Origin of the sequence: Faecalibacterium sp. I4-3-84 (assembly GCF_023347255.1) — a bacterium.
Taxonomy (GTDB): domain Bacteria; phylum Bacillota; class Clostridia; order Oscillospirales; family Ruminococcaceae; genus Faecalibacterium; species Faecalibacterium taiwanense.
The window spans coordinates 2512124-2525382 of sequence record NZ_CP094466.1; the positions used below are offsets into that span (position 1 = coordinate 2512124).

A 13259-nucleotide genomic window follows, 5' to 3' on the forward strand; every position below is an offset into this window, starting at 1 on the left:
ATGATGGGGTCAGAAATGCACACCGCCGTTCAGAGAGAGCGCTTCCAGCTGCAAGGCGTTCCGGTCGGTTCCATTTTGCGCCGCCCCGGAGCTTCCGGCGACACAAGTCGGACGCAGCGCAGCGTTAACGCGCTGAAAGCGGCAGGGGACACATTTTATCCTTTGCAATTTGGGTGGTACCACGGAGTTTGATGCACAAGCAGCCTTCGTCCCTTTTGGGATGAGGGCTGTTTTTTGTTTTTTCACCGTGCCGCCCCTCTGCCATAACAGCATAAAAACGGCGCACAAGCGCCAAAGACGATTGAGGAGAGAAAACCTATGCAATGGACCGGTTTGAATGAACTGCGTGAAAAGTACCTGAGCTTCTTTGAGAGCAAGGGCCACCTGCGTCTGGACAGCTTCCCGCTGGTGCCCAAGAACGACCCCAGCCTGCTGCTGATCAACAGCGGCATGGCCCCCATGAAAAAGTGGTTTCTGGCTCAGGAAGAGCCGCCCCGTCACCGCGTGACTACCTGCCAGAAGTGCATCCGCACCCCGGATATCGAGCGTGTTGGCATCACTGCCCGCCACGGCACCTTCTTTGAGATGCTGGGCAACTTCTCCTTCCAGGATTACTTCAAAGAGGAGGTCATTCCTTGGGCATGGGAGTTCCTGACTTCTGACGAGTGGATGGCCATTCCGAAGGACCGCCTGCACATCTCTGTGTACGAAGAGGACGACGAGGCTTACGATATCTGGACCAAGAAGGTGGGCATCGCCCCCGACCACATGGTGCGTCTGGGCAAGGAAGACAACTTCTGGGAGCATGGCTCCGGCCCGTGCGGCCCCTGCTCCGAGATCTACTTTGACCGCGGCCCCGAGTACGGCTGCGGCAAGCCGACCTGCGGCGTGGGCTGCGACTGCGACCGCTATATGGAGATCTGGAATCTGGTGTTCAGTCAGTTCGATGCCGACGGCAAGGGCCACTACGAGCGTCTGGCACGCCCCAACATCGATACCGGCATGGGTCTGGAGCGTCTGGCCTGCGTGATGCAGGGCGTGGGCAACCTGTTTGAGGTGGACACTGTGCAGAGCGTGCTGCACCATGTAGAGCACATTGCCAACAAGACCTACGGCGAGGACGACAAGAACGATATCTCCATCCGCGTCATCACCGACCACATCCGCAGCTGCACCTTCATGGTGTCCGACGGCATCCTGCCTTCCAACGAGGGCCGCGGCTATGTGCTGCGCCGCCTGCTGCGCCGTGCTGCCCGCCATGGCCGTATGCTGGGCATCACCCGCCCGTTCCTGGTGGAGCTGGTGGAGACTGTCATCCAGTCCAGCGAGAGCGCATACCCCGAGCTGCGCGAGCACGATGCTTATATCAAGAAGGTCATCGGCACCGAGGAGGCAAACTTTGCCCGTACCATTGATGCCGGTATGAACATCCTGAACAACATGATCGACGGTCTGGAAAAGGCACATCAGCACCTGCTGAAGGGTCTGGATGTGTTCAAGCTGAACGATACCTTCGGCTTCCCGCTGGATCTGACCAAGGAGATCGCTGCAGAGCAGGGCATTGAGATCGACGAGGAAGGCTTCCACGCCGAAATGACCAAGCAGAAGGAGCGTGCCCGTGCAGAGCGCCTGAAGAAGAACATCTCCGGCTGGAGCGAGGATCTGTTCGGTGCGCTGGATGCAGAGCCCACCGTCTTTACCGGCTACGACACCCTGTGCGACAACGGCGTTGTGGTGGCCCTGAGCGACGAGGAGACCCTGACCGATGCCATTGCTACCGACGAGGAAGCGAAGGACGGCGTGCTGGTGGTTCTGGATAAGACTCCCTTCTACGCTGAGATGGGCGGTCAGGCTGCGGACCACGGCATGCTGAACAGCGCCGACTGCAGCCTGCGCGTGCTGGATGTGAAGAAGACCCCCAAGGGATACTACGTCCACACCTGCGTGCTGGAGAGCGGCATCGTGAAGGTGGGCGACCACCTGACCGCTCAGGTGGATAAGGAATACCGTATGGCCATTGCCCGCAACCACACCGCCACCCATCTGCTGCAGGCAGCTCTGCGTGAAGTGCTGGGCGACCACGTCCATCAGGCAGGCTCCTATCAGGATGCAGAGATCACTCACTTCGACTTTACCCACTTCAGCGCTGTCACTCCCGAGGAGCTGGCTCGCGTGCAGAAGATCGTGAACGACAAGATCTACGAGTCCATGAACGTCACCGTCCGGGAAATGCCCATTGAGGAAGCCAAGAAGCTGGGTGCAATGGCTCTGTTCGGCGAAAAGTACGGCAAGGTCGTGCGTGTTGTGGACATCGAGGGTTGGTCTACCGAGTTCTGCGGCGGCACCCACGTGAAGAATACCGCCCAGATCGGCGGCTTCAAGATCGTGAGCGAGGCCTCCGTTGCTGCGGGCATCCGCCGCATCGAGGCTGTCACCGGCCGCAACCTGCTGATCCGTGCAAACCTGCAGGAGGCTATGCTGCATACCGTGGCAAACACCCTGAAGGCAAATAACGTGACCGCTCTGCCCGTCCGTGCCGAGGCCGTGATGGCTGAGAACAAGGCTCTGGCCAAGGAGCTGGAAGAGATCAAGGCACAGGTCGCCGCTTCCAAGGTGACCAGCCTGTTTGATAATGCCGAGGAGATCGGCGGCGTGAAGATCGCTTCTGCATACTTCACCGGCACCACCGGCGACACCCTGCGCGGCATGTGCGATACCATCCGCGACAAGGCTGTGAAGCCCGCTGTGGCGGTTCTGGTGGGCAAGGCTGAGGATAAGATCACCATGGCTGTCACTGTGACCAAACAGGCACAGGAAAAGGGTCTGAAGGCCGGTGCTCTGGTCAAGGAGATCGCTGCCATTGCCGGCGGCAAGGGCGGCGGCAAGCCGGACTTTGCAATGGCCGGCCTGAAGGACGAGACCAAGATCGACGAAGCTCTGGCTGCTGTCGGCGCCATCGTCAAGAAGGCTCTGGGCGAATAAGAAAACGGGTTCGCCCTCTCCGTCAGCGCTGACGCGCTGCCAAAGTTTATGGTTTTGCCAAGGGCTCTCTCTTTGGGAGAGATGGACGCAAAGCGGCCTGAGAGGGCGGGGACGTTTATAAAATATCAGGAAGGAGTTGTTTCCCATGGAAGATTGTCTGTTCTGTATGATCGCGGAGGGGAAGATCCCCTCCAAGAAGCTGTACGAGGACGAGCAGGTGGTGGCGTTTTACGACATCAACCCGCAGGCCAAGGTGCACTTTCTGGTGGTGCCCAAAAAGCACATTGTCTCTGCCGCTGCGCTGACCGAAGAGGACGGCGCACTGCTGGGCCATATCTTTGCAGTGATCGCAAAGCTGGCTGCGGAGCAGGGCCTGAACAGCGGCTACCGCGTCATCTCCAATGTTGGCGAGGACGCAGGCCAGACCGTGAAACATCTGCATTTCCATGTTCTGGGCGGCGAAAAGCTGCCTGTTTGATTCCAATAAAAAGGGAGCGTTGAATTATGGCTGAGACCTATACTCTGCACGTTGCAGGCCTGACCCGTGAGCTGACCGTCTGCAAGGTGAATGACCACATGGACATTGCTGCTTTTATCATGCTGGGTGATGCCGAGCTGACCGTGGCTGCTGCCGCTGAACTGCTGAAGAAGTGCCCGGATTTTGATATCCTGCTGACCGCCGAGGCCAAGGGCATCCCTCTGGCACACGAGATGAGCCGCCAGAGCGGTAAGCCCTACGTCTGCGCACGCAAGGGCGAAAAGCTGTATATGACCGACCCCGTGGTGGTGGAGGATCAGTCCATTACCACCGCAGGCAAGCAGAAGCTGGTTATCGACCGCAAGGAGCTGGACAAGATGAGCGGCAAGCGCGTTCTGGTGGTGGACGATGTCATTTCCACTGGCGGTTCGCTCAAGGCTCTGGACGCGCTGGCTGAGCAGACCCAGTGCACCATTGTGGGCCAGGCCGCTGTTCTGGCCGAGGGCGATGCAGCTGAGCGCAAGGATATCATCTTCCTGGAGCCGCTGCCTCTGTTCTTCCACTAAGCTGCAATGCGACGCCCGCTCTGCGTTTTCTGTGCTGGAATGCTGGGTGTGGAGTTAGTGTGCGTTTTTTTGCCGCAAACGGAACTTTTTGTGCCGTTTGCGGCATTTTTTGTTGCCGTTTGTCTGGTGCTGTGCATCTTTGATGCTGCCCGCAAAGCAGCGCTCTGCATCCTGCTGGGTGCTGCTGTGGGTATGGCATCGGTGCTGCACACGGCAAACCGGCTGGAGCGCATCCGTGTGCAATATGCAGGCCGTCCGCTGGTGCTGACCGCAGAGGTGGAAAGCACGGCGGATTCCTACGATCCCGGTATCGTGGATGCTGTTTTGCATGTAGAGAAAGTGAACGGCAGCGCGGCATCCTTCCGGGTGGAGTGCAGTGCTTTGCCGGAGTGCAAAGCCGGGGAAAGGGTGCAGGGAAGATTTATACTGTCGGCCCCGGCATCCGGAAGCCGGGTCAGCCTGTATGCGGACGGCATCGTTCTGCAGGCGGAAATGGACGAGGATGGGCCGGAGCTTACAGTTCTGGGCGAAAGCGGCAGCTTCCGCGCCCGCACCCACCGCCTGCAGCAAAGGCTCAGTGCGTCGCTGCGCCGCCGTATGGACGGCAAGACCGGCGGTGTGCTGGCTGCCATGACTACCGGCGACCGGAGTTATCTGTCTTCGGCCATGCGCAGCGCCTACCGGGGCGCGGGTCTTGCCCATGTGCTGGTGGTAAGCGGAATGCATGTGTCCATTTTGTGCGGTGATATCCTCAGCACACTCCTGCCCTACGAGTGGGAGCAGAGCTACCGCAGGCGCAGATGCCGGGCGGTATTCCGAAGTCTGCTGGCCTTTTTGCTGATGGGCGTGACCGGCTTCACACCCTCGGTATGCCGCGCCGCAGTGGCGGTCTGGGTCGGTGCACTGGGTGTGTGGCTGTACGGCCCGCCGGATACCCTTACCTCTCTGGCGGTGGCAGGTATCGTTATGACCGCAGGCAACAGTTATGCAGTGTGCGATATCGGCTTTGAACTTTCGTTTGCGGCGGTGGTGGGCACGGTGGCAGGCGGTGTGTGCATCCGCCGCGCCCGGGATGCGTGGTACCACCGCTTCTGGAAGAAAGCAAAGAACCCGGTGAAGCGCCCATGGTATTTCAAACTGCAGGAACGTCTTTGGGGCCTTGCGGAAAGCATTTGCATCTCGTTTTGTGCTTCGGTGGCCACATTCCCGGTGCTGGTGCTGCGCGGGCTGAGTGTGAGCATTTATGCGGTGGTATCCAGTGTGGCGGTGCTGTGGCTCATCCAGCCCATGATGCTGCTGGGCCTTGGCACGGCCTTTGCCGGCTTGGTACCCGCTCTTACTCCGCTGTATGGGGTGCTGTCCGCAGCGTCTGCGGCGTTGACCGGCCTGCTCGACCGCTGGGCCGTCTGGATTTCCGCAAAACCGGGCGCGGGAATCTACTTCGATACGGCCTATGCAGCCATCGTGTGTCTGGTGCTGATCCTGTTGTGCTGGCTGGCGTTCCACTGGCGGGTACGGCTGCGGGTGGCAGGGCCATGCATCCTGCTGGCGGCAGCTGTTTCCATCGGGCTGGGCAATGCTCTCAGCCGGGATGTGGTGCACATCGACCTTGTAGGCAGCGCCAACGCGCCGGCAGTGGTCGTCACCCAGAACGATACCGCCGTGGTGCTGTTCCGGGGCGGAGCTTCTGCCCAGAACGCAGTGGAAAACCAGCTTGCCCGGCGGGGCGTGCAGACTGTGGAGCTTGTGGCAGACCTGCGCACAAACCCTAACACAAACCCTAAAACGGCCTGTACACTGGAAGCAGAGCGGACACTTCCGGCAGCAGAAATGGCGGTGAACACAGCACAAAAGCTGCGGTGCACACCGGCTCTGGTGGAAATGCTGCGCACCCGAAATGGCTGTCTTGTGCGGCTGACCATCGGCAACCGGCAGTTTGCCGTGGTCAATGGAACTGTAGAACTGGCAAAACAGGTCACAGTGCAGTGGCTGCTGGCATCCCCTGCAAAGCCGGATGCTGTGCAGTATAAAAATGTTCTGGCCCTGCGCAGCTATGACTGGATGGACAACAGAAAAGAACTGGCGGCATCCATCAGCCTGCGGCGGCGCGGCGGGCTGAAACTGCACTGATGCTTTGCAATCCGGGCCGAGTGTGGTACAATAACATTTGCTATAAGTATAGTACCAGCTACAGCAGAAAGGGGAGAGCCGTTTGGCAACGGAAGCAAAATTGCGGCAGCTGGCCGACAAGGGCTGTCCGGTATATTATTTTTATTCCAGCGAGCGGTATCTTGTCCGGCAGGCGATCACGGCCATCACCCGCATCCTGACCGCAGACAGCGACGAGGATGCCACGGTTCTGGATGGAGCTGCGCCGGAGATCGAACAGCTCATCATGGCGGCGGGTACCATCTCATTTTTTGGTACCCGGCGTGTGGTGGTGCTGCCGGAGATCGACCCTACAGCTTACAGTGACAAGGATCTGGAAGAGTTGAACAGCACCCTTTCCAGTCTGGAAAATGCTGTGGTGGTGCTGGGCAGTGTGTTTGAACTGGAGCGCAGCAAGCTCAAAACAGGCAAGCGCGCACAGAAGCTGATCGCGCAGTGCAAGGCGCTTGGCTACACCGAAGAATTGGCTAAGCCCAAGCCCTTTGAACTGAAAATGATGATGATCGATCGCGCAAAGGAGCAGAAAACCACCCTGCCAGACGGCGCAGCGGCGGCGCTGCTGGAGCGCTGCGGCGAGGATCCGTTCCTTTTGGAAAATGAGGTGGACAAACTCTGTGCATTGTCCGGGTATCAGACGGTCACGGCAGCGATGGTGGCGGAAATGGGCACGGTCAGTCTGGAAGCAGACGTGTTCGAGATGATCCGCATGATCACGGCCAAAAACGCCACAGGTGCCTGCAAAAAGCTGCAGACTTTGCTGCGCCTGCAGCAGGAGCCCATTGCCATTACAGCGGCCATGATCGGCAGCTATGTGGATCTGTACCGGGTCAAGCTGGGGGCAGCAAAACGGAAAAATTACAGCACGGTATTCAAGGATTTTGGCTATAAGGGCAGTGATTACCGGCTCAAGCGGTCGGCCGAAACAGCCTCGCATTACACGCTGGGCCAGATCGAAAACTGTATGCAGGTGCTGCTGGAACTGGACCAGAGCCTGAAAAGCCAGCCTACCGATGACCAGATCCTGCTGGAAACAGCGCTGTGCCGGTTGGCAATGGCGGGGAGCGGACGATGAAGGAAAACGAAATGATCCATACAGGCCGGGTGCTCATTGTGGAGGGCAAATACGATGCGGCCCGGCTTTCCCATCTGACCGATGCCATGATCCTGCTGACGGATGGCTTTGGCATTTACAGCGACAAAAAGCGCCAGCAGCTGTTCAAAGCACTGGCGCAGAAAAACGGCCTGATCCTGCTCACGGATTCGGACGCAGCAGGCTTCCGCATCCGCACCTACATCACCAATCTGGTGGGAGAAAAGAATGTGGTGCAGGCTTACGTGCCCGCGATCCACGGCAAGGAAAAGCGCAAGGAACAGCCCGGCAAGGAGGGCCTGCTGGGGGTCGAGGGCGTGGACGATGCCATCGTTCTGCAGGCGCTGCGGGATGCCCTTGGCGCTGAGGCGGGTGCCGCAGCGGCCCGCCCGGAAGGACGGCAGATCACCTATACCGACCTCTACGAGTGGGGGCTTTCCGGCAGGCCGGGCAGCGCCGAGCGCAAGGCAAAGCTTCTGAACGCGCTGAACCTGCCGCCGCGTCTTTCCAAAAAGGAGCTGGTGGAAGCGCTGAATCGACTGTATACTTTTGAACAATTGGACGAACTGCAGTTGAAAATCCTGGATAGCTGACTGCATGGCGCAGGGGCGAGCGCACCGCTCACCTCTGCGCTGTTTTTGTACCCGGAACATCCCACCGCTGGCGCAGAAGTTCCAGCGCATGAGTTTCCAGACGGGAAACATAGCTGCGGCTGATGTCCAGCAGTTTTGCAGTTTCCAGCTGGGTCAGCGGCGGCTGGCCGGAAAGACCATACCGCAGCAGAATGATCTGTCGCTCCCTGGCGGGCAGGCCGTCCAGCAGCTGCCGCATCCGGCGGATATCGTCCTGCGTTTCGCAGGTGTCCTCCATGCAGAAGCTGTCCTGCAGCACATCGGCCAGCGTCAGCGCAGAGTTACCATCTGATTCCAGCGCTTCCTGCAGCGAGACGGTCCCGCCGGTTTTGCGGTTCCGGCGGAACTGCATCCGGATCTCATTTTCAATGCACCGGCTGGCGTAGGTGGAAAAGCGTGCCCGACGGTCAGAGTCGAAGGTGTCTACCGCTTTCATCAGGCCGATGGTGCCGATGGAAATAAGGTCGTCCTGATCGCCGGGCAGGGCGTAGTATTTTTTTACGATGTGTGCCACCAGACGCAGATTGTGCCGGATCAGTTTTTCCCGTGCGGCAGGGTCACCGGCACGCAGTGCGGCAAAGGCTTCGTTTTCCTCCCGGGCAGAGAGGGGCCGCGGGAAGCTGCCGCTTTCCAGATGAAGCGCCAGGACCAGAAACTTTGTGGCAAAAAATTGCAGAAGAGATAAAAACATGCCGACCCCTCCCCATAGTATCATAAACGGTTACTGTAATCTATGAAGGAGGGCTTGCCTATTTTCCTGCCTCCCGTGCGAACAGCTCCGCTTCGTTGTCCATAAAATACGGATAAGCGTCCTTGTCTGCAATGAGGTAGACGGGATTCTGCAAAATAGACTTGATGGAAAACCGGGTGAAAGAACGCCCGGTTTTTGTTTTGATGCCCTGCCGTCCCAGTTCTTCAATCAGGCTGGAAAAGTCGCTGATGTTGCGGCTGATGCGGTCCAGACGGTAGACCACAATGGCCCTGAATTTCCGGTCCTTGGCCGCAGTCATCATCTTTTTGAAATCTGGGCGGTTCAGGTTGCCGCCGGAAAAGCCCTCGTCCTCAAAGACAACGGCATGTTCCGCAGCGGCATCGCCGTAGTGAGTGCAGATATATTCGCGGCAGAGGTCGATCTGATTTCCGATACTTTCGCCCTTGCCGGTATAGCGGGATTTGCGGGAATAGATGGCAATGGTGTCGGCAGTTTTGGCCATGAGATACTCCTTTCCTGTTATCCGGTGGCCGTAGATGCGGCTATTGTAGCATGGCAGGCCATCTTTGCAAAGAAAAATAACGATAGTCATACATATTTCATCATACTACGAACGGAGGTGTCAAGGATGTGACAAGGCAGAACAAGCGAGGAAGTCAGGATGTTTGACTATTTCTATGGGCAGTCGGGCGAGATGTTCTCGTATTTCCGGGTGCCCAAAATTTTATTCCGGGACATAAAATTCAAGGACCTGTCCACTGATGCCAAAACGCTGTACGGCATCCTGTTGGACCGCATGAGCCTGTCCGTGAAAAACGGATGGCTGCACTCTACAATGCACCCACGACCATGCAGCTTTATTACCAGAACCAAACCAATCATGATTTATCGAACAGGGGGTGATGAAAATGTCGAAAAAAGCAACCACGATTGCCATCGTCAATCAGAAAGGCGGAACCGGCAAAACCACGACCTGCGAAAATCTGGGCGTAGGGCTTGCACGGGAAGGCAAAAAGATGCTGCTGGTGGATGCCGACCCGCAGGGGTCGCTTACCATAGTTGCTTCGCTCCTATGGCCAGTTGTGCGCACTGCATGCGGATTCATAGTTGTCCGCTGCGCAGACATTGCCATCAGCATGGGCTGGCAGCAGCCCGATGAACTGCCTGTTACGCTTTCTGCCCTGATGGCAAAAGCCATGAACGACCAGTGCATCCCGCTCGGTGAAGGCATCCTGCACCATGTGGAAGGCGTTGACCTGATTCCGGCCAACATCGAACTGGCAGGGCTGGAAGTGGCCCTTGTCAACAGTATGAGCCGGGAAAAGATGCTCAAACAGGTGTTGGACAGCGCCCGGCGGGAATACGATTATATCCTGCTGGATTGTACGCCGTCTCTGGGAATGCTGACCGTAGTCGCTCCGCTTCTATGGCTAGCGGTACGCACTATGTGCGAATTTATAATTATCTCCTGCGGAGATACCGCCATCAATGCACTGGCCGCAGCGGATACCACTCTGATTCCGGTGCAGGCGCAGTACCTTTCGGCAAAGGGACTGGAGCAGCTGCTGCAGACCATTCAGAAAGTGCGCCGGCAAATCAACCCGAAGCTAAAAATCGAGGGTATCCTGATGACCATGACGGACAGCCGCACCAATTACGGCAGGGAAATCGATGCACTGATTCGGCAGGTGTACGGCAGCAAAATCCGGGTGTTTGAGCAGCCCATTTCGCACTCTGTCCGTGCAGCGGAAATCAGCGCGGGGGGCAGGAGCATCTTTGCCCATGACCCCAAAGGCAAGGTGGCAGCGGCCTATCAATCTTTGACGAGAGAGGTGCTGGCCGATGCCGAAAAGCAACGCAAACTTGGCGCTGAAAGGTCTCGATGAGATGTTTTCCACCGAAGAATCCCGGCAGGAGCAAAAACGGGAGCAAGTGCAGCAGATTCCCATCGAGGAGCTGTTCCCTTTCAAGGAGCATCCATTCAAGGTGCTGGACGATGAGGCTATGCAGCGTACGGTGGAAAGCGTGGCACAGTACGGCGTACTGGCTCCGCTGATTGCAAGGCCCCGACCGGAAGGCGGATATGAGATCATCTCCGGCCACCGCCGTCAGCACGCCGCCGAGCTTGCCGGGCTGGACACGCTGCCCGTTATCGTCCGGGAAATGACGGACGATGCCGCAGTTTTGCTTATGGTGGATTCCAATTTGCAACGTGAACACATCCTGCCCAGTGAGCGGGCTTTTGCGTACAAAATGAAGCTGGAAGCCTTAAAAAATCAAGGTGCTAGGTCGGATTTGACTTCCACCCAAATTGGGCGGAAGTTGGAGGCAGCAGATATCTGATCAACGAGCAGACGTATCTGCATCTGCGGGAAAATCTCCAAGGTGTCGGGTACGAGGTTTTCGACAAAAGTAGCCCGCTCCCGGTGGAGGAAGGGCAGATTCCACGGGAAGCTCTGGGCAACAGTCAGCGGCGCATCGAGACCGCCCGTGCGTACTATCTGGCTGAGCATCAGGATGAACCTGTGGGGAAGATCCAGAATGTTGCCGTTACCACCTTGGAGAAGTTTCGCTCCGGGGTTCGCAGGCGAAGGAATCTGGCTCCACGTTCTTTGCCGGAAAATGATGTGCGTTTCATCGACCCGCAGTACAATGAGCTGTTCCGGGTGCCGGACGGCGGTGTTGTGCAGATGACCTACCCGGATGGGCACCAGCGTTCCGAGAAGGTCGAATATCTCGATGACTACCACATGAAGATCGGGTCCACGGTGCAGCACATCTGTGAATTTGCAGAGCGCATGGCGCGCAGCCGTGGCATTGTAGAGCCGGAGCCGCTGACGCAGCAGGACTGCCGGGCGTGGAATCTGGAATACGACTATTATCTCACTGTGCAGGCGGCAGATAATGGCTCGTGGGAGTATGCGCTCTATCAGGGCGACTGCTGCCTGTTGGAGCGTGGGAAAATTGATGCGCCCGAACTGAGGATTGAGGAGGTGCGGGACGAGATTCTGTACAGCCACAATCTGCGGAACAAAGACTGCATCCCGCTCACTCAGGAGGAGTTTACCCAGAAACTTGCAGACCGAAATGAGATACAGTCATACCGTATGAAGCAATTCCAGCAAAGCGGGCACGACTGTTATCTGGTCATGCAGTTGCAACAGGATGCGGACCCTGCGCTGCGCTTTGCTGCCATGCGCTATCTGAACAAGCAGAACGTTGCTCCGTCCATTGAGAATTATGAGATCCTGTACCGGGGCAACCTCCCGGAAGGAAAGCGCAGCGTTCCGCAGGCAGAGCTGTTGGAACAACTGTACCAGAAATTCAACTGCGCCCGCCCTCTGGACTACCATGGGCACAGCCTGTCGGTCAGCGATGTAATCATGCTGAATCAGGATGGGAAGATTTCAGCGCATTATGTGGACAGCATCGGCTTCAAGGAGTTGCCGGGTTTTCTGGATAAAAAGCCGGAGCGCACCTCGGTTTTGCAAACTCTTAAAGAAAAGTGCGATGCCCCGGAGTGCAACCCCACCGTCTGCCGGAAAGCGAGGGATGCCCATGAACTTTGACCACGAAGAACTGATGCTGATGATGCTCTACAATACCGGCACCCGGCAGGGGCTAGTGCGGGAGCTGCGGCTGATGCAGTGCTACCTGATGCCGGATGAAACTGCTTTGCGGGAACTGTCAGAGCAGGTCATTGAAAAGCTGAAACGGCTGACGGATGCCGAGTTTGCAGGACTGGAATTTCCAATGAACTGATTTTTGCCGCCTGCGGGCGGCGTACATAAGAGCTTTCGCATCCTGCAAAGGTGTGCTATACTGAAGCTGACAGCTTTCAGGTCGCAGATAAAAGATGAGAGGTGCTTTTTATGGCAGGTTTGAAGGGAAAGGCCGGTATCGTCACCGGCGGCAGCAGCGGAATCGGTTTCCAGATCGCAAATGTGCTGGCTCAGGCCGGCGCGACAGTTTATGTCATCAGCCGCACCGGCAAGCCCAAAGAGGGTGTAGGCGAAAGTGCACCGGGCGTTGTCCATCTGCAGGGGGACATCGGCAATGCAGAAGCTATGAAAACACTGGTGGTGGAGCTGGCCGCAAAGCATAACGACTGTCTGGATTTTCTGGTAAACAACGCAGGCGTCAGCTATAAATGCCGGGCCGAGGACTTTCCCATGGAGCAGTTTGACAATATCATGAATGTGAATGTCAAATATCTGTTCCAGATGAGTGTGATTTGCTACCCCTATCTGAAGAAAAGTGCGGACAAGGGTCGCATCATCAACATCACCAGCATGAGCGCCCATCTGGGCTTCAGCGAGGTGGTGCCGTACTGCGCCAGCAAGGGCGCTGTGCTGGCGATGACCCGCGCTCTGGCCGTGGAGTGGGCGCAGGACAACATCACCGTCAACAGCATTGCGCCGGGGTGGTTCCGCAGCAAAATGAACGAGCAGGTAGTGGACGCAGCCCGGGAGCAGAAAATTCTGAACCGGATGCCGCTGCACGCCTACGGTGACACCCGCGACTTGGGTAAGATGGCCGAGTTCCTGGTGGGCGATGGTGCCGCTTACATCACCGGACAGGATTTTGCCGTGGATGGCGGCGCACTGGCTTTCGGTTATTGAGAGGAGCT

The 13259-nt window shown here is 57.6% G+C and carries 12 protein-coding genes and 2 pseudogenes; 12 read left to right on the plus strand and 2 right to left on the minus strand.

The window, feature by feature from the left end; translation table 11 throughout:
- The first annotated feature begins 318 nt into the window (after positions 1–318).
- The 6 genes from alaS to MTP41_RS12375 all read left to right on the plus strand — a co-directional run bounded on the left by alaS (position 319) and on the right by MTP41_RS12375 (position 7878).
- The gene (gene alaS, locus MTP41_RS12350; RefSeq protein ID WP_249235628.1) at positions 319–2982 is read left to right on the plus strand and encodes an alanine--tRNA ligase; all 2664 of its coding nucleotides are present in this window, start codon (positions 319–321) and stop codon (positions 2980–2982) included.
- A 145-nt stretch (positions 2983–3127) separates the two neighbouring features.
- Positions 3128–3460 (plus strand): histidine triad nucleotide-binding protein, encoded by a 333-nt coding sequence (locus MTP41_RS12355; protein WP_249235629.1) that lies wholly within the window; start codon positions 3128–3130, stop codon positions 3458–3460.
- Between the two features lie 26 nt (positions 3461–3486).
- Positions 3487–4026, plus strand: a complete 540-nt coding sequence (locus MTP41_RS12360) for a phosphoribosyltransferase family protein (RefSeq protein ID WP_097778314.1) — start codon at positions 3487–3489, stop codon at positions 4024–4026.
- A 69-nt stretch (positions 4027–4095) separates the two neighbouring features.
- Positions 4096–6156 (plus strand): ComEC/Rec2 family competence protein, encoded by a 2061-nt coding sequence (locus MTP41_RS12365; RefSeq protein WP_249235630.1) that lies wholly within the window; start codon positions 4096–4098, stop codon positions 6154–6156.
- An 82-nt stretch (positions 6157–6238) separates the two neighbouring features.
- Positions 6239–7267 carry a DNA polymerase III subunit delta gene (holA, locus tag MTP41_RS12370; RefSeq protein ID WP_097778313.1) on the plus strand — a complete coding sequence of 343 codons (1029 nt, stop codon included), beginning with the start codon at positions 6239–6241 and terminating at the stop codon, positions 7265–7267.
- Complete coding sequence (locus MTP41_RS12375; protein WP_097778312.1) at positions 7264–7878, plus strand: toprim domain-containing protein; 615 nt, start codon at positions 7264–7266, stop codon at positions 7876–7878. Before holA ends, MTP41_RS12375 begins: the two co-directional genes overlap by 4 nt.
- A gap of 28 nt (positions 7879–7906) precedes the next feature.
- Here MTP41_RS12375 and MTP41_RS12380 read toward each other — a convergent pair whose 3' ends face one another.
- Positions 7907–8608: a sigma-70 family RNA polymerase sigma factor gene (locus MTP41_RS12380; RefSeq protein WP_249235631.1), complete on the minus strand. Its 702-nt coding sequence runs from the start codon at positions 8606–8608 to the stop codon at positions 7907–7909.
- Between the two features lie 58 nt (positions 8609–8666).
- Positions 8667–9221: a recombinase family protein gene (locus MTP41_RS15730; protein WP_442900306.1), complete on the minus strand. Its 555-nt coding sequence runs from the start codon at positions 9219–9221 to the stop codon at positions 8667–8669.
- A gap of 69 nt (positions 9222–9290) precedes the next feature.
- Between MTP41_RS15730 and MTP41_RS12390 the strand changes: the two are divergent.
- The 6 genes and pseudogenes from MTP41_RS12390 to MTP41_RS12415 form a co-directional block, all read left to right on the plus strand.
- A pseudogene (locus tag MTP41_RS12390) lies at positions 9291–9455 on the plus strand (replication initiator protein A); the annotation flags it as partial.
- A gap of 76 nt (positions 9456–9531) precedes the next feature.
- Positions 9532–10515, plus strand: a complete 984-nt coding sequence (locus MTP41_RS12395; protein ID WP_249235632.1) for a ParA family protein — start codon at positions 9532–9534, stop codon at positions 10513–10515.
- Positions 10472–10960: pseudogene (locus tag MTP41_RS12400) on the plus strand (ParB/RepB/Spo0J family partition protein); the annotation flags it as partial. The gene MTP41_RS12395 and the pseudogene MTP41_RS12400, both read left to right, overlap by 44 nt.
- Before the next feature lie 95 nt (positions 10961–11055).
- Positions 11056–12198: a YodL domain-containing protein gene (locus MTP41_RS12405; RefSeq protein ID WP_179859711.1), complete on the plus strand. Its 1143-nt coding sequence runs from the start codon at positions 11056–11058 to the stop codon at positions 12196–12198.
- A complete protein-coding gene (locus tag MTP41_RS12410; protein ID WP_097778396.1) occupies positions 12188–12391 on the plus strand; it encodes a transposon-transfer assisting family protein in 204 nt (67 codons plus the stop codon). Before MTP41_RS12405 ends, MTP41_RS12410 begins: the two co-directional genes overlap by 11 nt.
- Before the next feature lie 110 nt (positions 12392–12501).
- Positions 12502–13251 (plus strand): SDR family NAD(P)-dependent oxidoreductase, encoded by a 750-nt coding sequence (locus tag MTP41_RS12415; RefSeq protein WP_097778309.1) that lies wholly within the window; start codon positions 12502–12504, stop codon positions 13249–13251.
- Positions 13252–13259: the final 8 nt, after the last annotated feature.

What these genes read in the sequence shown, in the direction of transcription:
- alaS (WP_249235628.1), top strand. Translation starts at nt 319, where the DNA reads ATGCAATGGACCGGTTTGAATGAACTGCGTGAAAAGTACCTGAGCTTC.
- MTP41_RS12355 (WP_249235629.1), top strand. Translation starts at nt 3,128, where the DNA reads ATGGAAGATTGTCTGTTCTGTATGATCGCGGAGGGGAAGATCCCCTCC.
- MTP41_RS12360 (WP_097778314.1), top strand. Translation starts at nt 3,487, where the DNA reads ATGGCTGAGACCTATACTCTGCACGTTGCAGGCCTGACCCGTGAGCTG.
- MTP41_RS12375 (WP_097778312.1), top strand. Translation starts at nt 7,264, where the DNA reads ATGAAGGAAAACGAAATGATCCATACAGGCCGGGTGCTCATTGTGGAG.
- MTP41_RS12380 (WP_249235631.1), bottom strand. Translation starts at nt 8,608, where the DNA reads ATGTTTTTATCTCTTCTGCAATTTTTTGCCACAAAGTTTCTGGTCCTG.
- MTP41_RS15730 (WP_442900306.1), bottom strand. Translation starts at nt 9,221, where the DNA reads ATGACTATCGTTATTTTTCTTTGCAAAGATGGCCTGCCATGCTACAAT.
- MTP41_RS12395 (WP_249235632.1), top strand. Translation starts at nt 9,532, where the DNA reads ATGAAAATGTCGAAAAAAGCAACCACGATTGCCATCGTCAATCAGAAA.
- MTP41_RS12410 (WP_097778396.1), top strand. Translation starts at nt 12,188, where the DNA reads ATGAACTTTGACCACGAAGAACTGATGCTGATGATGCTCTACAATACC.
- MTP41_RS12415 (WP_097778309.1), top strand. Translation starts at nt 12,502, where the DNA reads ATGGCAGGTTTGAAGGGAAAGGCCGGTATCGTCACCGGCGGCAGCAGC.